At 68.8% G+C, this 23201-nt stretch carries 20 protein-coding genes, 1 tRNA gene and 1 pseudogene; 12 read left to right on the forward strand and 10 right to left on the reverse strand.

The genetic code is table 11. The features are described 5' to 3' along the window. Positions 1-21 precede the first annotated feature (21 nt). From ACODT5_RS09020 to ACODT5_RS09030, 3 genes are all read left to right on the forward strand, one after another. Positions 22-1473, forward strand: coding sequence for an RNB domain-containing ribonuclease (locus tag ACODT5_RS09020; RefSeq protein WP_422518657.1), 1452 nt, complete (start codon positions 22-24; stop codon positions 1471-1473). A gap of 546 nt (positions 1474-2019) precedes the next feature. Continuing rightward, positions 2020-4056, forward strand: a complete 2037-nt coding sequence (locus ACODT5_RS09025; protein ID WP_422519601.1) for a serine/threonine protein kinase — start codon at positions 2020-2022, stop codon at positions 4054-4056. A 216-nt stretch (positions 4057-4272) separates the two neighbouring features. Then, the gene (locus tag ACODT5_RS09030) at positions 4273-4581 is read left to right on the forward strand and encodes a hypothetical protein (RefSeq protein ID WP_422518658.1); all 309 of its coding nucleotides are present in this window, start codon (positions 4273-4275) and stop codon (positions 4579-4581) included. A 41-nt stretch (positions 4582-4622) separates the two neighbouring features. Here ACODT5_RS09030 and ACODT5_RS09035 read toward each other — a convergent pair whose 3' ends face one another. From ACODT5_RS09035 to ACODT5_RS09065, 7 genes and pseudogenes are all read right to left on the reverse strand, one after another. Then, positions 4623-5159 (reverse strand): hypothetical protein, encoded by a 537-nt coding sequence (locus ACODT5_RS09035; protein WP_422518659.1) that lies wholly within the window; start codon positions 5157-5159, stop codon positions 4623-4625. A gap of 854 nt (positions 5160-6013) precedes the next feature. Next, a complete protein-coding gene (locus tag ACODT5_RS09040) occupies positions 6014-6364 on the reverse strand; it encodes a histidine phosphatase family protein (RefSeq protein WP_422519602.1) in 351 nt (116 codons plus the stop codon). After that, positions 6268-6513, reverse strand: a pseudogene (locus tag ACODT5_RS09045) (histidine phosphatase family protein); the annotation flags it as partial. The gene ACODT5_RS09040 and the pseudogene ACODT5_RS09045, both read right to left, overlap by 97 nt. Positions 6514-6530: 17 nt before the next feature. Continuing rightward, positions 6531-7730, reverse strand: a complete 1200-nt coding sequence (locus ACODT5_RS09050; RefSeq protein ID WP_422519603.1) for a pentapeptide repeat-containing protein — start codon at positions 7728-7730, stop codon at positions 6531-6533. Between the two features lie 30 nt (positions 7731-7760). Then, positions 7761-8279 carry a YbaK/EbsC family protein gene (locus tag ACODT5_RS09055; protein ID WP_422518660.1) on the reverse strand — a complete coding sequence of 173 codons (519 nt, stop codon included), beginning with the start codon at positions 8277-8279 and terminating at the stop codon, positions 7761-7763. Positions 8280-9420: 1141 nt separating this feature from the next. Next, positions 9421-9789 carry a VOC family protein gene (locus ACODT5_RS09060; RefSeq protein WP_422518661.1) on the reverse strand — a complete coding sequence of 123 codons (369 nt, stop codon included), beginning with the start codon at positions 9787-9789 and terminating at the stop codon, positions 9421-9423. A 442-nt stretch (positions 9790-10231) separates the two neighbouring features. Continuing rightward, on the reverse strand, positions 10232-10684 hold the full coding sequence (locus tag ACODT5_RS09065) for a YbhB/YbcL family Raf kinase inhibitor-like protein (RefSeq protein WP_422518662.1): 453 nt from the start codon (positions 10682-10684) through the stop codon (positions 10232-10234). A gap of 116 nt (positions 10685-10800) precedes the next feature. Here ACODT5_RS09065 and ACODT5_RS09070 point away from each other — a divergent pair, with 116 nt between their 5' ends. Both ACODT5_RS09070 and ACODT5_RS09075 read left to right on the forward strand, forming a co-directional pair. Beyond that, positions 10801-11355: a nucleoside-triphosphatase gene (locus tag ACODT5_RS09070; protein ID WP_422518663.1), complete on the forward strand. Its 555-nt coding sequence runs from the start codon at positions 10801-10803 to the stop codon at positions 11353-11355. A gap of 239 nt (positions 11356-11594) precedes the next feature. Further along, positions 11595-12725 (forward strand): site-2 protease family protein, encoded by a 1131-nt coding sequence (locus ACODT5_RS09075; protein ID WP_422518664.1) that lies wholly within the window; start codon positions 11595-11597, stop codon positions 12723-12725. Positions 12726-12840: 115 nt separating this feature from the next. On the opposite strand, the gene ACODT5_RS09080 is transcribed toward ACODT5_RS09075, so the two are convergent. Then, the gene (locus ACODT5_RS09080) at positions 12841-14247 is read right to left on the reverse strand and encodes an NAD(P)/FAD-dependent oxidoreductase (RefSeq protein WP_422518665.1); all 1407 of its coding nucleotides are present in this window, start codon (positions 14245-14247) and stop codon (positions 12841-12843) included. Positions 14248-14454: 207 nt separating this feature from the next. On the opposite strand from ACODT5_RS09080, the gene ACODT5_RS09085 reads away from it, so the two are divergent. From ACODT5_RS09085 to ACODT5_RS09105, 5 genes are all read left to right on the forward strand, one after another. Next, positions 14455-14997 (forward strand): EF-hand domain-containing protein, encoded by a 543-nt coding sequence (locus ACODT5_RS09085; RefSeq protein ID WP_422518666.1) that lies wholly within the window; start codon positions 14455-14457, stop codon positions 14995-14997. Between the two features lie 14 nt (positions 14998-15011). Further along, on the forward strand, positions 15012-15710 hold the full coding sequence (locus ACODT5_RS09090) for a HalD/BesD family halogenase (protein WP_422518667.1): 699 nt from the start codon (positions 15012-15014) through the stop codon (positions 15708-15710). 417 nt (positions 15711-16127) lie between these two features. Next, positions 16128-17273, forward strand: coding sequence for a glycine amidinotransferase (locus tag ACODT5_RS09095; protein WP_422518668.1), 1146 nt, complete (start codon positions 16128-16130; stop codon positions 17271-17273). Positions 17274-18132: 859 nt separating this feature from the next. Further along, on the forward strand, positions 18133-18540 hold the full coding sequence (locus ACODT5_RS09100; protein ID WP_422518669.1) for a DUF3052 domain-containing protein: 408 nt from the start codon (positions 18133-18135) through the stop codon (positions 18538-18540). Between the two features lie 915 nt (positions 18541-19455). Then, the gene (locus ACODT5_RS09105; RefSeq protein WP_422518670.1) at positions 19456-20856 is read left to right on the forward strand and encodes a tyrosine-type recombinase/integrase; all 1401 of its coding nucleotides are present in this window, start codon (positions 19456-19458) and stop codon (positions 20854-20856) included. Positions 20857-20885: 29 nt separating this feature from the next. Here ACODT5_RS09105 and ACODT5_RS09110 read toward each other — a convergent pair. Then, positions 20886-20962, reverse strand: a tRNA-Pro gene (locus ACODT5_RS09110). Positions 20963-21117: 155 nt separating this feature from the next. Between ACODT5_RS09110 and ACODT5_RS09115 the strand changes: the two genes are divergently transcribed. Together ACODT5_RS09115 and ACODT5_RS09120 are read left to right on the forward strand one after the other, a co-directional pair. Beyond that, a complete protein-coding gene (locus ACODT5_RS09115) occupies positions 21118-21822 on the forward strand; it encodes a transketolase (RefSeq protein ID WP_422518671.1) in 705 nt (234 codons plus the stop codon). Positions 21823-21863: 41 nt separating this feature from the next. Beyond that, positions 21864-22763, forward strand: a complete 900-nt coding sequence (locus tag ACODT5_RS09120; RefSeq protein WP_422518672.1) for a transketolase family protein — start codon at positions 21864-21866, stop codon at positions 22761-22763. On the opposite strand, the gene ACODT5_RS09125 is transcribed toward ACODT5_RS09120, so the two are convergent. Then, entirely contained in the window at positions 22750-23163 is a 414-nt protein-coding gene (locus tag ACODT5_RS09125; RefSeq protein ID WP_422518673.1) for an MmcQ/YjbR family DNA-binding protein, read from the reverse strand. The genes ACODT5_RS09120 and ACODT5_RS09125 overlap by 14 nt on opposite strands. Positions 23164-23201 lie beyond the last annotated feature (38 nt).

Below are 23201 nucleotides of genomic sequence, written 5' to 3' on the forward strand. Positions count from 1 at the left end.
CCCCAGACCTACGCTCGGGGTATGCGACGCCGCCAGATGCACATGTCCGACGAGGCCCAGGCCGCCCTGCTCTCCGCGCTGCAGGAACTCCGGACGGAACTGAAGATCCCCACGAAGTTCCCCAAGCGCGTGCTCGCGGCGGCCGACCAGCCCGTGGCCGAACCGCAGCCGCCCGCCGAGGACCGCACCGACCTGCCGCTGTTCACGATCGACCCGCCGACGTCCAAGGACCTCGACCAGGCCATGTACCTGGAGCGGCGGGCCGGCGGCGGTTACCGCGTGCACTACGCCATCGCCGACGTGGCCGCCTTCGTCGAGGCCGGCAGGCCGCTGGACGCCGAGGCCCACGACCGGATCGAGACGCTGTACTTCCCCGACCTCAAGGTCCCCCTGTATCCGCCGGTCATCTCCGAGGGACCGGCGAGCCTGCTGCCCGACCAGGTCGTGCCGGCCCTGCTGTGGCAGCACGACCTCGACGCCTACGGCAAGGTCACCGCCTCGTCCGTGGGCCGGGCAAAGGTCCGCAGCCGGGCGAAGCTCCACTACCAGGGCGTCCAGCAGGCCATCGACGCCGGAACGGCCGAGGAGCCCATCGCGCTGCTGCGCGAGATCGGCAAGCTGCGGGAGGCCGTCGAGGCCGAACGCGGCGGGATCTCGCTGAACCTGCCGGACCAGGAGGTCACCCTCGAGGACGGAACGTTCCGGCTGAGCTACGTGGCCACGCTGCCCGTGGAGGGCTGGAACGAGCAGATCTCCCTCATGACCGGGATGGCGGCGGCCCAGATCATGCTGGACAGCGGTACCGGGATCCTGCGGACGCAGAAGGAGACGTCCGATCAGAACGAGGTCCAGCGCGTGCACGCCATCGCCACGTCACTAGGCATCGATTGGCAGGCCAACGTCTCGTACGCCCAGCTGGTACGCAAGCTCGATCCGAACGACCAGAAGCACATGGCCTTCCTCAGCGAAGCCACGGCGATGCTGCTCAGGGCCAAGTACACCGTCTTCCGCGACCACCAGATCCCGGCCGACAAGACCCACGCGGCCATCGCGGCCCCCTACGCGCACTGCACGGCTCCGCTCCGGCGCCTGGTCGACCGGTACGCCAGTGAACTGTGCGTGGCCGCGTGCGCCAACAAGGCCCCGCCGGACTGGGTGCTGGAGGCCCTGTACTGCCTGCCCTGCGACATGGAGCGGGGGAAGGGGAAGGTGGCCGACCGTGATTCGGTGGACCTGGCAGAGGCCGCGATGTTGAAGAACCGCGTGGGCGAGGTCTTCGACGTCACGATCATCAACACCGAAAAGGAAGTCGGCAGTCCGAAGGAGGGCACGGCGCACCTGGCGGAGCCCGCCGTCATGGGCAAGATCACGTCCGACACGCCCCTCAAGCTGGGCGCGAGCATCCGCGCCGAGCTCAAACGCGCAGACCCGTTCTTTGTCGGCAAGCAGAAGGTCCTCTTCAGAGTGGTGTAGCGGCCCCTCACCCGCGCACTGCGGTATTCGCCGAGCTGGGAGTTGCGGGTCGCGCCAGTGAAGACGACCGCCCGCGAGGCCCGGGTATCCAGGCGATAGAGGCGGGAGACAGCGCCACACTGCGACCACCATGGCCCCGGACGCACGAAAGGCCGCCCCCTCATTCATGAGAGAACGGCCTCCGACCTGCGTTTCCGCACAGTCGGGACGACAGGATTTGAACCTGCGACCCCTTGACCCCCAGATGTGCGGGCCACCGGGATTGTCTGGACATAACAGACTTAATCCGGGCGCAAGTTGTGCGTGGGGAGCGCTATCGTGCGCCATCGCGCAAGCCGTATGGTCCCCAACTGGTCTCCAAGGAGCGGACTCTGCTCTGCCATCAGAACCTTGCGAGGCGAGGCGGCATGGACCGCCCCACGCACCACCACCGCGGGTCGCGGTGGCCCGCGGATACGATCAACCGCCGGGTTCGGGCGGTCCTTGCCGATCTGCCGCCCGGCCTCATCGAGGTCCATCGCAGAAGAGGAACGGACGCCTGTGAGCATGGCGCTCTCCGGCGGGCGGCTACAGCCCGCCCGCCCCGGCGACCCCACACGGGTCGGCCCCTACCGGATCATCGGCCGTCTCGGCTCGGGCGGCATGGGCACCGTGCACGCCGGCCTCGACCCGGCCGGAGTACGGGTCGCAGTCAAGGTCGTCCACGCCGCTCAGGCCGAGGACCCCGAGTTCCGTGCCCGCTTCCGCCGCGAGATCCAGCTCTCCGCCCGCGTCCAAGGGCCATGTCTCATACCGCTGCTCTCGGCCGACCCCGACGCGGAGACCCCTTGGCTGGCCACCATGTATGTCCCGGGCCTGACCCTCAACCAGCACCTCGCCGCCCATGGTCCGCTCACCGGCGGCACCCTGTACGCCTTCGCCGCTGGCACCGCCCGGGCCCTGTCGGCAATCCACGCCGCTGGTGTCGTCCACCGGGACGTCAAGCCGCAGAACGTGATCCTCACCCCCGCCGGGCCCCGCGTCCTGGACTTCGGCATCGCCCACGCCTCCGACGGCACCTCCGTGACCCGAACCGGCGTCATGACCGGTACCCCCGGCTGGATCAGCCCCGAGCACTACCGCACCGGCACCGCCGGCCCCGAAGGCGACGTGTTCGCCTGGGGCGCTCTCGTCGCATACGCCGCCACTGGCCGCCTTCCCTTCGGCGCTGGAGCCCCCGACGTGGTCGCTTACCGCGTCATGTCCGCGGAACCCGACCTCGATGGGCTCCCCGAGGGACTACGCGCAACCGTGGAGAAGGCGCTCGCCAAAGGCCCCGGCGAGCGAACAACCTCCGACTCGGCGGCGGAGGAGTGTGCCCGCCTTCTCTCCGCCCAAGCGACCCAGGTACTTACCGCCGACGCACGGCTGGAGCCGATCGGGGATCCCGACTTCGTCGCCACCGAGTGGCACGTGCCCAGCGTGGAAGACCCTGCCTGGCAGAACCCGACCGCGTCCGCCCGAAAGCGAACGCTGATCATCTTCGTCGCCGCGGCAGCCGCCGGCGCCGCCATCGCGGCTGGCATCCTCGCGTTCGACGCCAAGGGTCAGGTCGACCCGGACGCCAAGCCCAAGAGCGCGGTCATCCCTGCGGCGCCCTCCGACACACCTACCGCAATTACGGCTTCCACCGCCCCAGACGCAACCAGGACCACGCCTCCGGTCGATCCACGAACCATCAGGATCCCCATGGATCCACTGGCAGGAGTGCCCCACCCCGCCTACACCCGAGCCGGTGACGAGTCCCAGCCGCACCTTGACGAATGGCGGACCAGCGCCCGCGCCAGCACTCCCGAGGAACAGGACGCTGAGCAGGCGATCCGCGACCACATGACCTCCATGCTGGCCACCAAGGACATGGACTTCATGAAGCCCACGATCACGTTCAACCAGCGCGCGCAGACCGTGATCGTTACCGGCGGACCGGTCCCCCAGCTTCCCGAGAACTACCAGGACGTGTTCCGCCGGGCTGGGCAGATGGCCGCCTGCACAGCCCTCGCACAGCGACTCAAGGGCAACCCCGCCACCTGGCCCTACGGCCGCTTCACCATCCACTGGAAGACATCCGACGGCGATATCGAGGCGCCGGCCATCGGCTACGGAGAGGCCACCAACGGCTGCTTCACCGAGATCGCCGGCCAATGGCACGGCGACGAAGAAGGCATGGCGACCGCGGAACTCCCCAGCAGCGACAAGGAAGAGATCCGCGTCGCCGACGCCACGGTCAAGGCCATCACCGCTACCTGGAACGCCAACACCTCGGAGACGAACGAATCCCCCCTCAGCACAGGCGACGGCATCAACCTGGGCTTCGATCCCGTCGAGAACGCCGCATACGTATGGACCGACGACCCCAACAACCATTTCGCCAGCCGCGCTTCTCAGTCCAACCTCAAAGGCGCTGTAGAGGAGGCCGTCTGCCGCAAGCTCACAGCGGAGTTCAACAGCAACAAGAGCTGGAACTACACCCGCTGGACCGTCGCCGTCCACAACGCGTACACCAACGACCGGCAGTTCATCGGCTCTGGCACCTGCACTCCGTGAACCGCTCAGAGCGGTGCAAGCTACCGTCTGTCACCCACCTCTTTACGGACGAAGGCGACAACTACGTCGAAGCCACCCGCCTGGCGAGCCGCCGCGTATGTCCGGCGCGCAACGATGAGCAAGAGGCCTTCCCCACCAGGCCGATCACCATGGAAAGCGCATCCTGGCCTGCCAGAAAAGCTTGTCGGGCCAGGCAAGAGTGCCGATGATTCGGGAATGAGACCAGAAGTCCAGTCCTTCGTCGCCAACGGCCCGCTGCCCGACTGGGACGCCGAGGAGGAAGAGATCGACCGGCGCGTCACCCAGCTCGAAGCGATCGGCAAGCCGGTGACGGGAGAGGAAGCGGCCGCCCTCGTCACGTGCTTCGGCCCCGACGACTGCTACGGAGTCGCCTGGACACTCCTCCACCTCATCGAGACCGGCCCCAACCTCGTTCTCAAGACCAAACCAGCACCGGACGCCAACGAGTGGCCCCACCGGCTCTACGACCGCGCCGCGTTCGAAGAATCCACCCCAACGTCTTGACGCGTAGCCGCGGCACAGACGGCCGCCAGGGGGAAAGCGGCTCAGGAAGCGGTGTGGCGCTGCCTCCTTTCGGCTCGGCGTCGCAGGTCGCGGATGACCTCATGCCAACGCCAGGAGCCGTCCCAGTCGCAGTCCTCGTGCCCGCCGGGCTCCCAGTCCGCGAGCTCTTCCAGCTGCTTGATCAGGGCATCTGGGTCGACGGAGCCGCGGTGTGTACGCTCGTCGTCGAGCTGCCCTGCGATGTCGTGCAGGCAGTGGGCGGCACGGTAATAGGAGAGCTGAGTGTCGGTCAGTCGGCGTACGGCGTAGCCGCCGCACTTGCTGCACCAGTCCCAGTCGTCACGGGCCAGCAGGTCGGACACGGTCAGGAGGTCGTCGCTCGCCGCGAGGCCTCGATCCCGCGTTCGTGGCGTAGATCTGCGCCTCCCCAGGACACCCAGTGGAAGGCTGCCACCGCTGCGCCAGTGGTCGGCGCTGGGCGAACGGAACGGCGTGAGGTCCAAGGGGCCGGATGCGAGCAGGCCCTCCCACACCGCGACGGGCAGCGTACGGGAGCGGCCGGTGTCGAGGCTCCGCAAGTCGGGAACGCCACGCGCCGTGGCGAGCCGGCGCAGATTGCGCTCCTTGCCATGCTCCCGATACGTCCGCCCGGCGACGTTCTGAGCCCCGGCCGCAAGGCCCAGGTCAGCACCAAAGTGGCCATTCTCCGGTGCACGGCCGTGGCCCGAGGATGGGTGGATCGTCGGTCGGCAGCAAGGGTGTCTCCAATGTTGCCGCCGCAGCGGCCACGACGAGCCCGGCCGGCTCCACGAAGAGGGCCGCCTGCGGCGGAGGCCACCGGCTGCGCGGCCTGACCGTGGACGGCAAGAGTCTGCGCGGCGCGGCCAGAGCGAAGGACCCGGAAGATCCACCTCCTCGCGGCACTCGAGCACACCACCGGCCTGGTCCTGGCCCAGTTGGACGTCGACGAGAAGACGAACGAGATCAGCTGCTTCAAGCCGCTGCTGGACACCGTCACCGACCTGGCCGGGGCCGGGTCACCAGCGACTCGATGCACACCCAGCGCGAGCACGCCGACTACCTCATGGGCCGCCGGGCCCACTACATCATGATCGTCTGCCGAGGACGCCTCACAGGTCCGCACCGGCAACGCGCCCCGCGCCATGGCCACCTGGCGCTGCCTCGCCATCGGCGCACTCAGGGCAGCCGGAGAGAACAACATCGCAGTCGGCCTCCGCCGCAACGCCCGTGACGTCCGTCGCCCCCTCGCACTCCTCGGCCTCCGGTGATCACAAACCGGGCGTCACACGACTACGCCACCCTGCTTCCCGGTGGGGGAGGACCGCTTGATGGAGCAGGCCCGCCAGAAAACGCCGAAGCAGGGCGGATCGTGAGCGACCGCTCGTGAACGACACTGCCAAGTCACCCGCCGCTACGCCACATTCCAGGCGGAGATGACGGGCTGCCCGTCCTCGGTGGCCAGCAAGCTGAGGGTCCCAGGGTGCGGGTGGCCGAGCAGTCGGCCGGCGGAAGCGTCGAGGCCGAGCCAGCGCACGGTGAGCAGGCGCGCCAGATAGCCATGGGCGACGACGGCGACATCGCCCTCGACGAGCAGCGGCCGGACCGGCCCAGCACCGCGTCCGTGCGCGCGGCCACCTGCCGGAGCTCCTCGCCGGGGTGGGCCACATCGCCGGGAACGACGCCGTCCCGCCACAGGTCCCAGCCCGGCGTCGTCTCTTGGATCTGCGCCGCGGTCAGGCCCTCGTAGCCGCCGTAATCCCATTCCACCAGGTCTGGATCAGGCCTGACGCCGGTCAGGCCCGCCAGTTCGGCGGTCCGCATGGCTCGGCTCAGCGGGCTGCTGAACGCGGGTGAGGCCGCCGCCGTACGCCGAAGCCCTGCCCTCAACCCGAGGCCCTGCGAGCTGCCCACCGATCCGAGCGTTCCCCTCAGTTGGGGACGTGTTTGACACGGTCACCCCACTCGAAGTCCACATTCGGTGGAATTGTCCTGCTGTCTATCTCGGCATTCAGTAGGTTCGCGGAATCGAGGTCGTGAGCATCGGTGAAGTCGGCACCCTGCAGATGTGCGCCGACGAGGATCGCTCCTTTGAGATGCGTGTCTACCAGATTAGCAAAGCGGAGATCTGCGACCGAAAGGTCCACCCCTTCGAGCCATGCATGCGAAGCTCTGACCTCCCTCATATGCGCACCCCGGAGATTCGCTGCGCGCCCATTCCATTCCGCAGTCCCAACCTTCGCTCCCTCCATCTGGGAGTTGTCGATGTGTGCGCGCTCAAGAATTACCCCGTGCAGGTCGGCCGACTGCAGATAGAGCGGCCTCGGTCGGCCCCCGACTCCCTGGTTGACGCGCCTCAGGTCGGCACCCCGGAGGTTTGCCCGCTGAAGTTTCGCCTCCTGCAAGTCCGCGTCGGCGAGTACGGCATTGTGAAGATCGGCCCGCCCGAAATCCACGCCGCGAAGATAACCTCCTCTCAGGTTCGCGTACGGCAGGATTGCTCCGCGAAGATCCGCGTAGTCGAGCGCCGATGCCTTGATCCCTGGCGCAATTTCGGACTTGCCGTACCTCCCGATACGACCCAGCACTATGAGGGCTGCCGCGACATCCGGTGGCGGACGACTGGGCTGTCCCGTCGGCGGCGTACCCGGATCGGTCGACTGATCTGGCGCCTCGGTGTGCGACCCCCGAGCGACGTGGGAGCGCACATGGGAGGAGAGTAGTTCGACAATGGCAGGCCGGTCCGCGCTCGACTCTCTGGCGATTCTGTCGAGGGAGAATATGCCGCCGACCCTGACGCTCGGACTGTCGCTGTTCCCCAGTTGATCTACTGCTCTCGAGAACCGCTCAGTGACTTGTCCTTCGCTGTTCAGCCTGAATCCCAGCCACGCGAACGCCGCGGTGAGCAGGAACAAGGCCCCGGCGATCGCCTGCAACAAAGTCGCCCGGACATCGTTCTGGGCCTTCAGTAACTGATCGACAGTCATAGCGTCGAGCCTTTTTGAGCTGGTTGTCCGTTCGAGAATCCACTGCGGCTCGAATATCGCGAAGGCGATAGCCAGGACAACTAGAACACCTATCACAGACAGGGCGATGACGCCGCGTCGCTGGATCCTTCTGGAGTTCATCATCACGCCACCGGAGACGCTGTCTTCTGCTGACTAGGAAAGCATCGCAACGGTCAGGTCTGTCTCCACGACCTTTAAATCGTTTATGGCAAGCCTGATCGACTGGGACGGCACACCGGCAGGAAACACCACGGCTTCGCCGCTCAGCACACGCGGATCGACGTATTGCGGGACCTGGAGCAGACCGCCGAGCGCTGGGAGGCAGCCCAGCTGACACCAGGGCGTTCGCTCCTTAATTTCGGATTCCGTGGCGAGCCGCACGCGGCCTCCGAACTCGTCGCGTGCCAACTCCATCCGGATGTACTGCTTGGCTGGAAGCACAACAAGAGACCACTGCTTACGGCCGAGACGCGGACTCTTGCACAGCAGGACGACTTTGACGATCTCAGAGCTCTTAAGCCCGTGTCCGCCCACCAGTACGTCTGCCCGGGCGGCCGCCGTGGACCGCGGCTCGTGATCGATCAGCGCCCACCCGACAGCATGCTTATCGTTCAAGTAGCGGATGATCTCGGAATTCGGTCCCTCAGGCATGTTGATCACGACCTTTGGCATGGTGCCCACTGGCTCCATTGCTCACCAAGTCGGACTTCCATCACCAGTCTGAGGCGACCCTGCCCGGGGCGCATCCGCTGAACGGCCCTGCCGAAGACGGTGGAGCCTGCGCCTGGGTGCAGCTTCTCCGGGCGGGGCCATACTCCAAGTAGTTGACCCGGAGCCTGGGCGGAGCCGCATATCCAGGGCCTGGGCAAGGCATCCGGGCCCGGGTGCCCGGCTCCTTAGCGCGGTGGGATCGGAGTTTCGGCTGCAGTCCGATCAATTCCACCAGCCCCGGTAGGCACTGGGCGGCGGCTCCGCCGCCCCATACGCCACCGGCTGCCGGAGCTTGCCCGCAGGGGCAGCCGCCAGCTGCCCCTCTGTGAGGCTGACCGCGACGCGCGAGACGAATCATCCTGCACGCTAAGCTTGGTGAGCACCCGTCAGTCGCTGACTGGAAGAGGCCTGAATGGATCGTCTGACGCTGGCGTTCATCAACCGGCTCAACCGCGGCCCGGCTGGACTTCTGCTCGGTCAGAGCCATCTACGCCTCGGTGGCCTGGAGGATCCGCTCCTCTTCACTGGCGAATAAGAAGCTAGGCCAGGACGTCGACAATTACGACGTCCTGCGGCCGGCGAGGCTGGGCCTGGCTTCGCCAACTGGCTGGACGAGCGTTGCAAGCAGCTTGCTCCGTCCGAGCATCTGGGCATCATCTCGGACTACCCGTGGGTCGGGGTATGCTCCTCGGCCGTCGACAGTATCTGGCAGAACGGCCTCCGACCTGCGTTTCCGCACAGTCGGGACGACAGGATTTGAACCTGCGACCCCTTGACCCCCAGAGGTCCGGGAGTATTTTCTGGATATAACAGACTTAGTTGGGGCGCAAGTTGTGCACAAGAGGCTCGATCGTGTGCCATCGCGCACACCGTGTGGTCCCCAACTGTTCTCCAGCGAGCGGACTCTGTCCTGTCATCAGGCACTCGGTGAGGCGAGGCGGCATGGACCGACCCACGCACCGCCGCCGCGGGTCGCGGTGGCCCGCGGATACGATCAACGTACGGGTTTGGGAGGTCCTTGCCGATCTGCCGCCCGGCCTCATCGAGGTCCATGATCTCTACCGCAGGTAGCCCACGATCAGCACATGCCCCCGGAACTGCGTCACTGGGCCGGGATCGGCTGAGTGAGGTTCACCGGGTTGCCGTCGGGGTCCTGGATGTGGGCGACGCGCTGCCCCCACGGCATGTCGTTGGGGCCGCTGCGGACCGAGCCGCCCAGCGCCTCCACCCGGCCGAGTGTCTCGTCGACGTCGTCGACACCGATGCTGAGCAGGATCCGCGGCGGCGTCCCAGTCCCCGGGTCCGCCTTGGCCACCAGCCCGAGGTCGGTGTCGCCGATGCGCAAGCCGAGGTAGAAGGCCGGGCCTTCCGCCGGTACCCGGAAGATCTCCTCAGCGCCGAACAATTTCGTATAGAAGCCGAGCAGAACGTCCTGGTCGGCAGTAATGATCACTGGCTGGATGGTGGACATGGCACTCCTGTCGAGAACGGTCGTGTCGCTGAGTAGACCGTTCGAGGACGGTGAACTCATCGGCAACCCCACCCCGCCGGACGATCTGCAACACAGACTGCGCCCACGACCAGCACGAGAATCCGGAAACGAGGTCACGCCCACCCCGCTGACCAGCCACTTCAAGATGGCGGAGCTTCAATGGTGGGCTGCCGCCAGTCGTTGCAGCAGCCCCACGTCGAGCGCTGGCCCGACCTGGTCGACGAGGTCCGCATGCGGCTGGCCGGGCACGGCGTCGGCGATGCCAAGGTCGTACTCGACGACGAAACCCTCGGGATGCCCGACAGAAGTGCGTCGAGCGGTACGAGCGCCGGGCCCGCGGCCTGGTACACCGCAGGACGGTCGGCGCGGCCCGGTTCGTCCGGCTGTACGGCGCCCACGGCTACGCCCAGCGGCGACGCGCTCAGCGCTGATAGGTCCCGACCAGGGTGCCGGAGGCCAGCTCCCTACCCTTCAGGGCACGGTGCACGTCCTCGACGCCCGGGCGGTCGTGCAGCGGCAGCGGCTCAGACAGGGCGTACAGGTGGAAGAAGTACCGGTGCGGCCCGTGCCCCGGCGGAGGCATCGGCCCTCCCCAGCCCACGCGCCCGAAGCCGTTGGGCCACGGCAGGCCACCGTGGGGTTTCTGACCCTCCGCCGCCCCGGTCGTCCCCGGATCGATGCCGGTCACCAGCCAGTGCAGGAAGGTCGCCCCTGGCGCGTCCGGGTCCTCGCACAGGAGCACCAGCTCGCTGGCCTCCTGGGGCACCCCCGACCAGGTCAGGGGCGGTGAGATGTTCTCCCCCTCCCCGCTGTACCGGCGGGGGATCACCGTTTTATCGTCGAACGCGGTGCTGCTGAGTTCAATTCCGCTCATGCGCGCCGCCATACCCGCAACAGCGGCGCCGGCACCGGTCCGCACGCCAAATCCCCCGTTCGGCCGATCTCACCCGGCCCGCCTCCGGGAGCAGGGGTGAACATGGCATCATGCCGATGAGGATCTTGTTGGAGGGCCGCCCTGGCGCGGGGAAGACGACCGCCCTCCGCCGGCTGGCTGCGCTGCTTCCCGCCCACTCGGCCACCGGCTTCACCACGGAGGAGATCCGGCAATCCGGCACCCGGGTCGGTTTTGTCCTGGAGACCCTGGCAGGCCGGCGGGAGGTGCTCGCCCATGTCGGCCTCCCCGGTCCGCCGCAGGTAGGGCAATACGGCGTAGACCTGGGCGTCATGGAACGACTGGCGCTGCCGTCGCTACGGCCGACAGCAGCCGAGGAGGCGACAGGGCGGCTGGTACTCATCGACGAACTGGGTCGGATGGAACTGGCGTGCACAGCGTTCCGGGACGCCGTCATCACGCTGTTCACCGCGGACTTCGACATCGTCGCCACGGTCCACGCGCACCGCGATCCGTTCACCGACGCCCTCAAGCGGCGCGCCGACATCGAAGTCGTCCACCTCACCCCGGCCAACCGAGACGGCATGCCCGAGGAGCTCGCGGCCCGGCTGCAGGGGCCCCGGACACCCGAACGGCCACCTTCTCATTTCTGAGAACACGGCGGGTCACCCCGCCGGACGTCATCGGCGCGCAAGTCACCGGCAGACAGGACCTATCGCCGGACGGCCACCGCCGCCCGCTCAGAGCCGGAGCGCCCGCCGGTTACCACCTGTGCATCATGCGGCGGTTTGAGAGTGACAATTGTGGGTGAGTGCCGCGACGGTCGGTTCACGGAGTGCAGGTGGCAGGGCCTGCTCGGATGGACCGGTTGCCGAGCCGGCAGGAGACGACGATGAACGGCTCCGTCCGTGTCGGACGTGTTGTCGGGGTACCGCTGCGGATGCACTGGAGCGTTCCGCTGCTGGCGGTGCTGCTCGCCTACGGTCTCGGCCGCCAGGCCCTCCCCGCGATGGCTCCGGGACGCTCGGATGCCGTGTACGCCGTCGCCAGTGTCGTAGGAGCGGCACTTCTCATGGGCAGCCTGCTGCTCCACGAGACGGCACACGCCGCGACGGCCCGCAGGAGGAAGATCTCGGTACAGGACGTCACGCTGTGGGCGCTGGGCGGGATGACCAGAATGGGGCGACCACAGACCGCGGCGGCCGCCTTCGCGGTGGCGGTCAGCGGGCCGCTCGCCAGCCTGGCCATAGGAGGCGTGGCGCTCGGAGCCGGAATCGGGCTGGACGCGCTGCTCGGCTGGACGCTACCCGCAGCCGTCCTGGTGTGGCTCGGCTGGGCGAACCTGTTCCTTGGCGCGTTCAACCTGCTGCCCGCCGCACCGCTCGACGGCGGAAGGGTGCTGCAGGCGCTGCTGTGGTGGCGCACCGGAGACCGGCAGCGTGCGGACCGGGCAGCGTCCCGCAGCGGTCAGGTCACAGGAGTGCTGCTGGCGGCCGTCGGATGGATCTCCTTCCTGCGCGGGGCGCCGGACGGGCTGTGGCTCGTCCTCGTCGGCCTCTTCATCACGGTCGTCGCCGGCGCGGAACGGCAGAACGCCGTTCTCCACACGGCCGTACAGGGTGTGCGCGTGGCCGATGCCATGTCCAGCCCGGTGGCCACCGGTCCCGACTGGCTGACCGTCCAGCGTTTCATCGACGAGGTGGCAGTGAAATCCCGGCATTCCGCCCTGCCCCTGCTCGACTTCGAAGGCCGTCCCAGCGGAATCGTGCATGTGCGCCGGCTGGCCTCGATCCCGGGAGCACACCGGGAGGCGCTACGCGTACGCGAGGTGGCGACGGCGCTCGCGCAGTGTGCGACCGCCGCACCGAACGAGCTTCTGAGCGAGGTTCTCGACAGGCTCGGCCCAGGGACCGGCATGCCCATCCTCGTGGTGGACGCTGGCCATCTGGTGGGGATCGTCACCGCCAAGGACATATCCCGGCTGATGCAGCGACACGCTCTGCGTTGCCAAGGGGCCAGCTGAGCCGTCGCAGCCGTGGTCCCGGCCGACGAGTTCTGGGCAGCCCTGAGGGCATCCTCATGCTCGAGGCGCCACAACTGTGTTCGAACGCAGCGGCGAAGGGCTCCTTCGATTCCAGTCAGTCCTCCTGGCGCTGTAGGCCGAGGTGGGGCTCCAACACCAGGCGGAGGCCGGCCACCGCCTGATCCGGGGCGGTGGGCCATGGGGTCATCAGGCTCGCGCCGTGCCCGCCCAAGCCCACCTTGCGGTGTCCCGCGATTGGCTCTCGCAGGGCGGCGAACAGGCGGGCGACGGTGTCGTCCTGGGCGTCATGCAGGTCTTCGACGCCGGTGACGATGTGCAGGAAGGACTCGTCCAGCCTCAGGGGCCGCTGGTCGCGGTGGCTGAGGGTCTGGGCGCGGCGGAAGTGGGCATCGCGGCCCTGGTGGATGTCGTAGAAGGCGCCGACGAGGATGAGCAGGCGTTCGTACGCGTGACGGTAGGCGCCTTGGTAGAAGGCCACCGCCTCGGCCTCTGCGACGTCCTGCCGCTGCGCGGCGGCGATCGAGGCCGCTGCCAGCAGGCCGCTGTACATGGCCAGGTGTACTCCGGTCGACAGCAGCGGGTCGAGGAAGCAGGCCGCGTCGCCGGCCAGGAACCAGCCGGGTCCGCAGAAGCGGTCGGCGGCGTACGAGTAGTCGCTCTCCACCCGGAGGGGAGTGACGAGGTCTGCCCCGGCGAGCAGGCGGGCGAGGGCGGGACACCGGCGCAGCCGGTCCGCGTAGACGGCCTCCGTGCCGCCGAGCGCCTGGCGGGCCGTGGTGAAGGACTCCTTGTCGGTGACCAGGCCGACGCTGAGGGTGCCGTCGTGGAGGGGAATCGCCCAGAACCAGCCGTCGTCGGGTAAGGAGAAGAGGCAGATCGCACCGTCCGGGGCCGCCCCGATGCGTGCCGCTCCGTGCCAGTACCCCCAGGTGGCGACGTTACGGAAGGCATCGTGGAACCGCCTCGACCGCAGCTGCCGGGCCGACAGCAGCCCGGCCCGGCCCGAGGCGTCCACCAGGTGCCGAAACGAGATCACGCCTCCCGTGCCGTCGGCCGAGGTCCAGGCGGCCGCCGACGCACGCCCGTCGCGGAAGTCGACCGTCCGGGCCGTGACCTCCTCGTGCACCCGTGCGCCCTGGGCACGCGCGTGGTCCAGCAGAGCCTGGTCGAACTCCGACCGGACGACCTGGAAGCTGTACTCCGCGCTCCGGCCGAGCCCGCCGAAGCGCAGCGCCCACTCCTGGCCGCCCCAGTCGTAGTACGCGCCCGTCTTGCGGACGAAGCCGTGCCGCTCGACCACCTCCCGCGCGCCCAGCAGGTCCAGCAGCGGCAGCAAGGACGGCAGCAGCGACTCGCCGATGTGGTAGCGGGGGAACCGGGACCGCTCCAGCAGGGTCACGTCGTACCCCTGTCGCGCCAGCAGGGCGGAGGCCGTCGCGCCTGCGGGGCCGCCTCCGACCACCAGGACGTCCGTCTCGGTGCCCGGTCGCTCGTCGTGCATGAAGACCTCCTGGAAACAGGGGCAGCATGACGCGGCCAGTGAACAGCACCGCTCCGCCCGGTCGGAAGACCGCCTTTGAAGAATCGGTCCTGCGATGAACCTGGCCCTCCACCCAGGTGACATGGCCGTGTGGCTGCCCGGTCGGCGCGAACGCCTCCGGTAGACCACGGGTGCACACGGATCCCGATGACACGACGGAGTGACGCCATGACTGCCGACCTGCTGCGCCGTAAGTTCGAGCACCGCTTCGACCTGCTGGACACCGACCGCGACGGATACATCTCCCAGGCCGACTTCACTGCCCTCGCCGACCGGCTGATCGAGGGCGTCGGCGAGCCGGCCGACTCTCCCAAGTCCCGTGCACTGCGCGACTCCAAGGCGCACTACTGGACGTCCATCACCCGCCTCGTCCCCGCCGAGGGCGGCGGTCGGGTGTCCCGGGACGCCTTCGTCACCGGACTCGCCCAGTCACCCGACCCATCGAAGATCTCCGACATGGTCCGTCCCTCCGTCGAAGCCGACCTCGCCCTCGCCGACCGCGACGACGACGGCGTCGTGGACCTGAGCGAGTTCAAGAAGCTCTACGGCGCCATCGGAGTTCCGGCCGCCGAGGCGGAGGAGATCTTCCGCACACTTGACCGTGACGGCAACGGCGAACTCACCCTCGACGAGTGGCTGAAGGCCGCCATGGAGTTCTTCACCTCCACCAAGGCCTCGGCACCCGGTAACAGGATCCTGGGCCGGGTCTGAGCGGAACGCCGGACGTGCTCCGCCTTCCCACTCTCCCCGCGGACACCGCGCGACGCTTCGCCGCTCACAACTACCTCCCGCTGCCGGGCCTCCTCCCGCCGTCCGGCCTGGCAAGGCTCCGCACGGAGCTGGCCCGGCTGGAGGCCGATGCCAGGCGGCGGGACTTCGCGATGGAGTGCATGGGCGGCTCGCCCCGGCACATGACCACGATCGGCGGCTCCGCCCTGGCCGCCGAGTCGCCCTTCATCGGCGACCTCTACCTACGGCCCGACCTGCTCGCCCTGCTCTCCTCCATCACGGGAGAACCCGTGATGGAGGTCCGCGACGTCACCGAGCGCCACGTCATCAACATCCTCCACCACCCGGGCGACACGCACGGCGAGCACACCGACGACTACCCGTACGCCCTGGTCCTCTTTCTCGAAGCTCCCGCCGACCCCGGCGACGGCGGCCTGCTCGAGTACGCCCCGCACACCACTGCACTGCCCCTGCCTGCGAACACGCCGGTCCACCGCCGCCACCACCGGGCCGGCGACGCCTATCTGCTGCGCGCCGACACCACCGCGCACCGCGTCAGCCCCCTGACCCGGCCCGGCGTCCGCCGTACCGTCCTGAACTTCGCCTACACCGTCCCGGGACGGCAGGCCCCTCGTTCGCCTTCCGCCCAGCTTCTGTACGAGGACGAGAGCGCCGGCGGCGATCGCGTGGAGTGAGCGGTCAGGCAGGACGCATCGCCTGCCGGAGGCTGGCGGCGCGGCGCAGCCCGGCTGCCGTGCACGTCACTCCGGGCGGCTCTGCGGCAGGGTCGCGGTCATCCACACCGTCTCTCGGGGGCCCCGGGCCTCGTCGGCTCCTCCGATCGGGTGCCACCGGCATCGGCGCCGCCTGCGCATGTCGGCCACGGGGTAGGGCTAGGGCCTGTCGTCAAACTCCCATCGTCGCCCGAAGGGCGGCCTCGCGGCGTCTGGTGCGTGCTCTCGGCGTGCCGGGCGGAAGCCCGCGTACTGGACGTACTTGACTTCCGTTCGGTGCGGCGAGAGCGCGTGCCAGGCGGCGCGAGGCAGACGGGAGTTTGACGACAGGCCCTAGGCCGATCGGGGAGGTACGGGTGGAAGAGGCAAGCAGTGCGGTTGAACAGCTACGACGGCTTCACTCGGCTGCGTGAGGTCATCGTCGGATCGGGCACCGGCTACACCGGCCACGACCGCGACCTCACTTTCGAACTGTTTCAACAGGAAAACCTCCTGCACTACGACAGCTGGCACTACCCGCGCCTGGCGGCCGGGGAGGCACCCGAGCGCCGGGCGGTCCATCCTCAGTACGTCGAGGAACTCATCGAGGACGTAGAGGGGTTGGCCGAGACCCTGGTCTCGCTCGGGGTCACAGTCCACCGCCCGCTCGCCCTCCCTCCGGACGCGGGGCCCATCGCCGGCCCCGGCTGGAGCGCCATTCCGACACCCGCGCTGAACATCCGCGACAACACGCTCATCGTCGGCGACGAGATCATCGAAACCCCGCCCATGGTCCGCTCCCGCTGCCTGGAGACCCGCCTGCTGGCCCCGCTGTTCCGCCGCTGCTTCGACGCCGGCGCACGCTGGACGGCGATGCCGCGCCCCAGCCTGACGGACGCCTCCTTCGACCTCTCCTACGCCCGTCACGCCGCAGCCGCCCTCGGAGCCGGCGCCGTGCCGTACGCACGTCCGGGCCCGTACGACGCGGGACACGACATGATGCTCGACGGAGCACAGGTCATGCGGCTGGGCCGCGACCTGATCGTCAACACCGCCCAAGCCAACCACCGGTCGGCCGCCGACTGGCTCGAACGCCATCTGCGCGGGCGGTTCACCGTCCACCGGGTGGAACGGATGGCCGACAGCCACATCGACGCCACCCTCCTCGCCCTGCGCCCAGGAGTCTTCCTCGCCCGCCACGACCGCGTACGAGAGCTGCTGCCCCGGCCCCTGCAAGGCTGGAAGTTCATCGTCCCGCCCGAGCCCGACCCTGCCGATTTCCCCTCCTACCTGCCCCAGGACCTGCTGCTCACCAGCCCCTACATCGACCTCAACGTCCTGTCCGTCGACGAGACCACCGCTCGTCAACACCGCCGCCACCGGCCTCCGCGGCACCCTCGAATCCAACGGCTTCACAGTCGTTCCCGTACGCCACCGCCACCGCCGGCTCTTCGGCGGAGGCCTGCACTGCTTCACCCTCGACACCGTGCGCGACGGCGGCCCTGGGGAGTACCTGAACTGAGTGTAGGTTCGTATTTCCGATGACCCTTTCTCATTGATGGTGGCCTTCTTCTGGCCCAAGGGACAGGACAGTGAGACGAACTCCTGTCTGAGTCGTTCGCTCGTAGTAGTGCTGATCCCGGTCTCGATCTATGCAGCGATGTTCTCCGCCGTGATCGTGGAGATGTCTCAGCTGGTCGGGTTCGGGGGCTCATCTCCCCGTTCTTGCTGCTCGGGGGTGCGGTATGTCGTATGTCCTTGGCGAGGTCTCGATGAGGCTCCGCCACGTGGACGGCCAGATCGACGACGACCGGCCCTGGCCCGCTACCGGCGCCGATGTCTTCGAGCCTTCGATGCCGTGGCGAACCTTTCGCTGGCGGCAGGACCAGAAGCACTGCTCGGGGACGTACTGGTCCTCCACGATGCGTGACCATGTCATCTACGAGTCACGGCTTGAGCTGACGCGCCTGCTCTACGCCGACTTCGACCAGGACGTGAGGGCGGTCTACGCCCAGCCGCGGCGCTCTCGACGGCGAACCCCCGCCCGGCGACCTGGACTCACTGCAACCACTGTTTGGCAGGGAGGAAGAGATCGGGGTCAGGAAGTCTCCGGCCTTGGGACTGGCGGGCTAGCACAGTGATCGCCTTCGGCGCTCGAACTCTTCACGCCGCACGCCTGACCGACCCAGCCCGGGCGCCGACGTAGTCGTCGAGCTCGCGCCTGGCGGGATGCCGGTCGTTGCGCGACCGGGTGCGATGGAGGCGACGTTGACATCGCCTGGGTGAACCACTGCGTGTTTGGGATGCGACGCGGGTTCGCTGCGCTGAACCTGGGTCTGGGCCCCCGGGCCATGGCGCCTGACGAGAGGGAGATGGAAGCGTGGTAACAGCTGGAGAAACGGGCATGGTCGGCGCAGCTGACAGGCTCGGCATCGAGCCCCAGATGGTGGTACAGGAACTGGGATGGGCTGAAGACGTCGATGATGACGTCCGCGCCGCCGTGCAGGAGCGATCGGGGAACAAACTCCTGAATGCGGACGCGGACGAAGCGGTGGACGTAGTCCTCCTGTGGTGGCGGGAGAGCGATGGCGATCTGACCGACGCCCTCGTCGACGCGATCGGGCCGCTCTCCGACGACGGCGTCATCTGGGTGATCACCCCGAGGACAGGCCGAGCCGGCTACGTCGAGGCGAGCGATATTGCCGAGGCGGCCAGCACCGCAGGCCTTGCCCAGATCCTCAACACCGGCGTTGGCAAGGATTGGGCGGGTATCAAATTGGTGTCGCCGAAGTCCCCCAAGACAAGGCGATGAGCGGCCTGACCACCAGCACACGCCCTGCCAGCCCTGCTCGGCGGGAAGCCTGAGGGAGGACCCCGGCGGTGACCGCCGGGGTCCTCCGTCATTCAGATTGATCTCAGCGCCAACGGCTGCTCCAGTCCCAATGGCCGCCACCGGACCACGAGCGAACACCGCCCAGAAGCGGCTGGCCAATCTGAAGTGGACCGGCATCCCAACCGGGCGCCACGGGCCAAGATCGTGAGACAGAAGTGTCGTGTCCCACGAATGAGAAAGCCGGAAAAGTCCAGGTCGCCACTTCGGAACAGGACATTCCGAATGCAGACCTACACTGAGCCGACGATGCGGGCGGCGCAGCGAGCGGCTCGCTGAGCTTCGGGAGCCACGGCCCCCGCTTCACAACCAGCCCGGGTCCGGGCGGGCCAAACCTCGGCTACTGCCGCTGCCCTCACGGCAGGCACGGCCGCAGCCCAGGGGGCGTGCGCTCGGCGAGCGTGAGCGTACAGGCCTCACTCGTCCGCAGTGCCGCCGCGGCAGGGAAACCCCCGCACCCTCGGTGGCTGGGACCCGGCCTTCGGCCCGGCCCCAGCCACCTCACCCACGCGGCCGCCCTGGCAGATCTCAACCTCCTCGCCTACCCACTGGTCCAGGCTCGACGTGTAAAAAATGCGGCCACGACCTTCGCCGCGCTCGACGGATCGGTGACCTCACAACCCCGGGCCCGGCTCGGAGACCCCATCGAACAGTCCGGTACTGACACAACCAGCTGATCCCACGAACCCACCACCGCCTCGCCAGCTGAATGCTGCCCTTGACGCAGAGACAAGGGGAAAGCGCAGGTCACAGGGGGCGCGTGGGTCGTGGTGGTCGCGGGTGGTCGCACGAGACTGGAGGTGTCGACCTTTCCTCCGCCTCCTGGAGGCGATCCCCATGCGTACCACCGGCGACCGCGGCCGCATCTACCGCAGATGTGGCTGCCGGGACACATTGCGTCACCAGCTCGGAGCGCACTGCCCCCACCTGGTCGCTGACGGTGACCACGGGACGTGGACCTTCGCGGTCGACGTCCCGGCACCGCGCCGGCACCGGACGACCGTCCGCCGTGGCGGATTCGACAGCCACGACGCGGCCGAAGGGGCGCTGCGGAGGTTCCTGGAGGGCGAGGCCGGCGGGTTCAACGCCGACCCGAACCAGAGCGTCGCCGACTACCTGACCGCCTGGCTGGCCGCCAAGGCGCTCGTGCTCAAGCCGACCACCATGGCGCGATACCGGGACTACGTCCACAACGACCTCGCGCCCGCCTTCGGCACCCTGAAGCTGGACGAGCTCGGGCACCGGCACATCGCCGCGTTCGTCACCAGCGAGCTCGCCGCAGGCCGCGGAGAGACCACCCTCTACCGGTGCCTTGCCACCCTCTCCAGCGCCCTCGGCGACGCCTTCCGCCAACACCGCCTCGCCCACAACCCCGCCAGCCCCCCGGCGCTTCACCGTCCACCGTCGCCGGAGCGGCGGATCTGGACCGCCGACGAGGCCGTCCGCTTCCTCCAGCACTGCCATCAGGCAGCCCCGGACATGGCCGACCTGTTCGAGTTCCTCATCGGCACCGGCATGCGCAAAGGAGAGGCCCTCGGCCTCCACTGGGACGACGTCCACCTGACGGAAGGTGTCCTCTACGTACGCTGCACCCTCTCCGCAATCGACAACAACCGGCTCGCCCTCACCACGCCGAAGACCCGCTCGAGCCGGGGCTGGGTGGCCATCTCACCCCGCGTCGCCACCGCACTCCAACACCGGTTCCAATCAAGGGCCCTCCCACGCAGCGATCCAGGCGATCCGTTCGCCGGACTCGTGTTCTGCCGACCCGACGGCCGGCCACTCCGTCCGCAAGGCGTACTCGACCGGCTCCGAAAGCTGTCCGACGAAGCCGGCGTCCCAAAGATCACCGTTCACGACCTGCGGCACCTCGCCGCAACCATCACCATCACCGCCGGCGTCCCGCTCACCGTGGTCTCCAAGACGCTGCGGCACTCCACCCTCTCGACCACCGCCAACGTCTACAGCCACCTCACCCAACAGGCCGCCCGCGAAGCCGTCGACACCATCGACCACACCCTCACCCGGGCCCAGAAGCGAAACGACCGACGGGCCTGGCTGCAACGGCTGCGACCACCACGCGACCACATCCAGCACCTACGCGAAGCCCTCAACCGGCTCCGCTCCCCCGCCCCAACCGGCTTCCACCCCAACGCCAACCAACCCCAAAGCGGGCGTGCGACCACAATGCGACCACCAGCATTCCGGGCATGGAAAAGGCCGTCCTCCCATGGATGAGAGAACGGCCTCCGACCTGCGTTTCCGCATGGTCGGGACGACAGGATTTGAACCTGCGACCCCTTGACCCCCAGTCAAGTGCGCTACCAAGCTGCGCCACGTCCCGATGCCCGTTGACCTGGGGTTTCCCCTGGTTGAACGTGCAGGAGAACGATACCGCACTTCCGGAGGTGGTCGCGCGCACCTTTCTTGTACGCGGCGGGGCGGGGTGGAGCGAGGAGGGGTTGACCTCAACGGCGCTTGAGGTTGCACGATCGGTCCATGACGCCGACAGCAGCCGCGGACGCCCGCTTCCGCTACGAAGACCTGGGGGCCCTGATGGCCCTCATGACCGGGGCCGAGAAGCACGGTCCCGCCGCCACCTCCACGCTCGACGCGCTGTGGGTGCTCTACGACCGGGTCCTGCGGGTCGGGCCAGGCAGCGCCGGGGATCCGGGGCGGGACCGGTTCCTGCTGTCCAAGGGGCACGGGCCGATGGCCTACTACGCCGTGCTCGCCGCCAAGGGGTTCTTCCCCGTCGGCTGGCTCAGCGGGTTCGGCGCGTACGACTCGCCCCTCGGGCACCACCCCGACCGCACCCTGATCCCCGGCGTGGAGATCGGCAGCGGCTCCCTCGGGCACGGGCTGCCGCTCGCCGTCGGGAGCGCGCTCGGGCTGCGGGCCCAAGGGCTCAGCGACCCGGCCGTGTGGGTGCTGATCGGGGACGCCGAGCTGGACGAGGGCAGCAACCACGAGGCGATCGCGTACGCCGGCCCGGCCGGTCTGGAGCGGTTGCACTCGATCGTGATCGACAACGACTCCGCGACCCACGGCTGGCGGGGCGGCATCGCCTCCCGGTTCGAGGCGGCCGGCTGGTCGGCGGTCACCGTGGACGGCCGGGACCACGCGGCGCTGCACACGGCGTACACCACACCTCATCCGGGCCGGCCCCACGTCGTGGTCGCCCGGGTCGAGAAGAAGCGCTGAAGAAGCACTGACGGAGCACTGGCCGCCTTCGAGGGGGAGACATGGACACCATGCGCGAACGGTTCATTTCAGTCACATCGCGTGCGCTCGACGAGGATCCCCGGCTGGCCCTCGTGCTGGCCGAGATCACCATGGACGGCTTCCGTCCTGCCCAGGACCGCCATCCGGACCGGGTCATCAACGTCGGCATCCGCGAGCAGCTGCTGGTCGGCGTGGGCGGCGGCCTGGCCCTCACCGGGCTGCGCCCGGTGGTGCACACCTTCGCCAGCTTCCTCGTGGAGCGGCCCTTCGAGCAGGTCAAGCTCGACTTCGGACACCAGGGCACGGGCGGGGTGCTCGTCAGCGCGAGCGCGAGCTACGACTGGCCGGCCGGCGGGTTCACCCACATGGCGCCGGGCGACGTGGCCCTGCTGGACACCCTGGACGGCTGGACCGTGCACGTCCCGGGCCACCCGGACGAGGCCGAGGCGCTGCTGCGCCACGCCTACTCCGCCGGGGACGACAAGGTCTACGTACGGCTCTCCGGGCAGTCGAACACGACGGCCCACCCCGTCACCGGCCCGGGTTTCCAGACCGTACGGGAGGGCCGTGCGGGCGTCGTCGTCGCCGTCGGGCCCCTGCTCGACAACGTCCTCGCCGCGACCGAGGGCACGGAGGTGAGCGTGCTGTACGCGCCGACCGTACGGCCCTTCGACGACGCGGCACTGCGCGCCGCCGTCGGGCACGGCCCGGCCGACGTGGTGCTGGTCGAGCCGTACCTCGCCGGGACCTCCACGGCCGCCGCGAACCAGGCGCTCGAAGCGGTCCCGCACCGGGTGCTCGGCCTCGGGGTCGGCCGCGCCGAGCTGCGCCGCTACGGCACGGTCGAGGAGCACACGGCGGCCCACGGACTCGACCCGGCCGCGCTGCGCGCGCGGATCGCCGCCTTCATTCCGCGGTGACCGGCCCCTTCGGCGCGGGGCGGTCCAGTTCCGGATGGGCCGCCGCCAGGCGCTTGGGGGCGGCCTGGCGCCAGGAGTCGGTCAGGATCGAGCGCAGCTCCGCCGTGTCCTCCACCACCGCGAGCCGGACCCGGAGCCATGCGTAGTTGTCGTCGTGGCCGGGCCGTATGAAGAACTTCTCCGGCTCCGCCGCGATCAGCTCGGCGCGGTCCTCCTGGGGACACTTCACTCCGATCGAGGTGTCGTCGTCGGCCAGCGCCGCGAAGATCTTCCCGCTCTTGCCGCTCTTGCCGTTCGCTCCGCCGCCCACCCTGAAGGTGGGCATGCCCCAGGCCAGTTTCTCGCTGCTGTCCGGAAGTGACAGCGCGATCTTCCGGACGTCCTCCGCCGTCGTGGCCATCCCCCGACTCCTCTCCGGTCCGCTCTGCTCCGGTGCCG

It is taken from the genome of Streptomyces tatrensis, assembly GCF_049310065.1.
Taxonomy (GTDB): Bacteria; Actinomycetota; Actinomycetes; order Streptomycetales; family Streptomycetaceae; genus Streptomyces.

Coding starts and splice junctions, on each gene's coding strand:
- ACODT5_RS09020 (WP_422518657.1), top strand. CDS start 22: ATGCGACGCCGCCAGATGCACATGTCCGACGAGGCCCAGGCCGCCCTG.
- ACODT5_RS09025 (WP_422519601.1), top strand. CDS start 2,020: ATGGCGCTCTCCGGCGGGCGGCTACAGCCCGCCCGCCCCGGCGACCCC.
- ACODT5_RS09030 (WP_422518658.1), top strand. CDS start 4,273: ATGAGACCAGAAGTCCAGTCCTTCGTCGCCAACGGCCCGCTGCCCGAC.
- ACODT5_RS09040 (WP_422519602.1), bottom strand. CDS start 6,364: ATGGGATTACGGCGGCTACGAGGGCCTGACCGCGGCGCAGATCCAAGA.
- ACODT5_RS09050 (WP_422519603.1), bottom strand. CDS start 7,730: ATGATGAACTCCAGAAGGATCCAGCGACGCGGCGTCATCGCCCTGTCT.
- ACODT5_RS09055 (WP_422518660.1), bottom strand. CDS start 8,279: ATGCCAAAGGTCGTGATCAACATGCCTGAGGGACCGAATTCCGAGATC.
- ACODT5_RS09060 (WP_422518661.1), bottom strand. CDS start 9,789: ATGTCCACCATCCAGCCAGTGATCATTACTGCCGACCAGGACGTTCTG.
- ACODT5_RS09065 (WP_422518662.1), bottom strand. CDS start 10,684: ATGAGCGGAATTGAACTCAGCAGCACCGCGTTCGACGATAAAACGGTG.
- ACODT5_RS09070 (WP_422518663.1), top strand. CDS start 10,801: ATGAGGATCTTGTTGGAGGGCCGCCCTGGCGCGGGGAAGACGACCGCC.
- ACODT5_RS09075 (WP_422518664.1), top strand. CDS start 11,595: ATGAACGGCTCCGTCCGTGTCGGACGTGTTGTCGGGGTACCGCTGCGG.
- ACODT5_RS09080 (WP_422518665.1), bottom strand. CDS start 14,247: ATGCACGACGAGCGACCGGGCACCGAGACGGACGTCCTGGTGGTCGGA.
- ACODT5_RS09085 (WP_422518666.1), top strand. CDS start 14,455: ATGACTGCCGACCTGCTGCGCCGTAAGTTCGAGCACCGCTTCGACCTG.
- ACODT5_RS09100 (WP_422518669.1), top strand. CDS start 18,133: ATGGTCGGCGCAGCTGACAGGCTCGGCATCGAGCCCCAGATGGTGGTA.
- ACODT5_RS09105 (WP_422518670.1), top strand. CDS start 19,456: ATGCGTACCACCGGCGACCGCGGCCGCATCTACCGCAGATGTGGCTGC.
- ACODT5_RS09115 (WP_422518671.1), top strand. CDS start 21,118: ATGACGCCGACAGCAGCCGCGGACGCCCGCTTCCGCTACGAAGACCTG.
- ACODT5_RS09120 (WP_422518672.1), top strand. CDS start 21,864: ATGGACACCATGCGCGAACGGTTCATTTCAGTCACATCGCGTGCGCTC.
- ACODT5_RS09125 (WP_422518673.1), bottom strand. CDS start 23,163: ATGGCCACGACGGCGGAGGACGTCCGGAAGATCGCGCTGTCACTTCCG.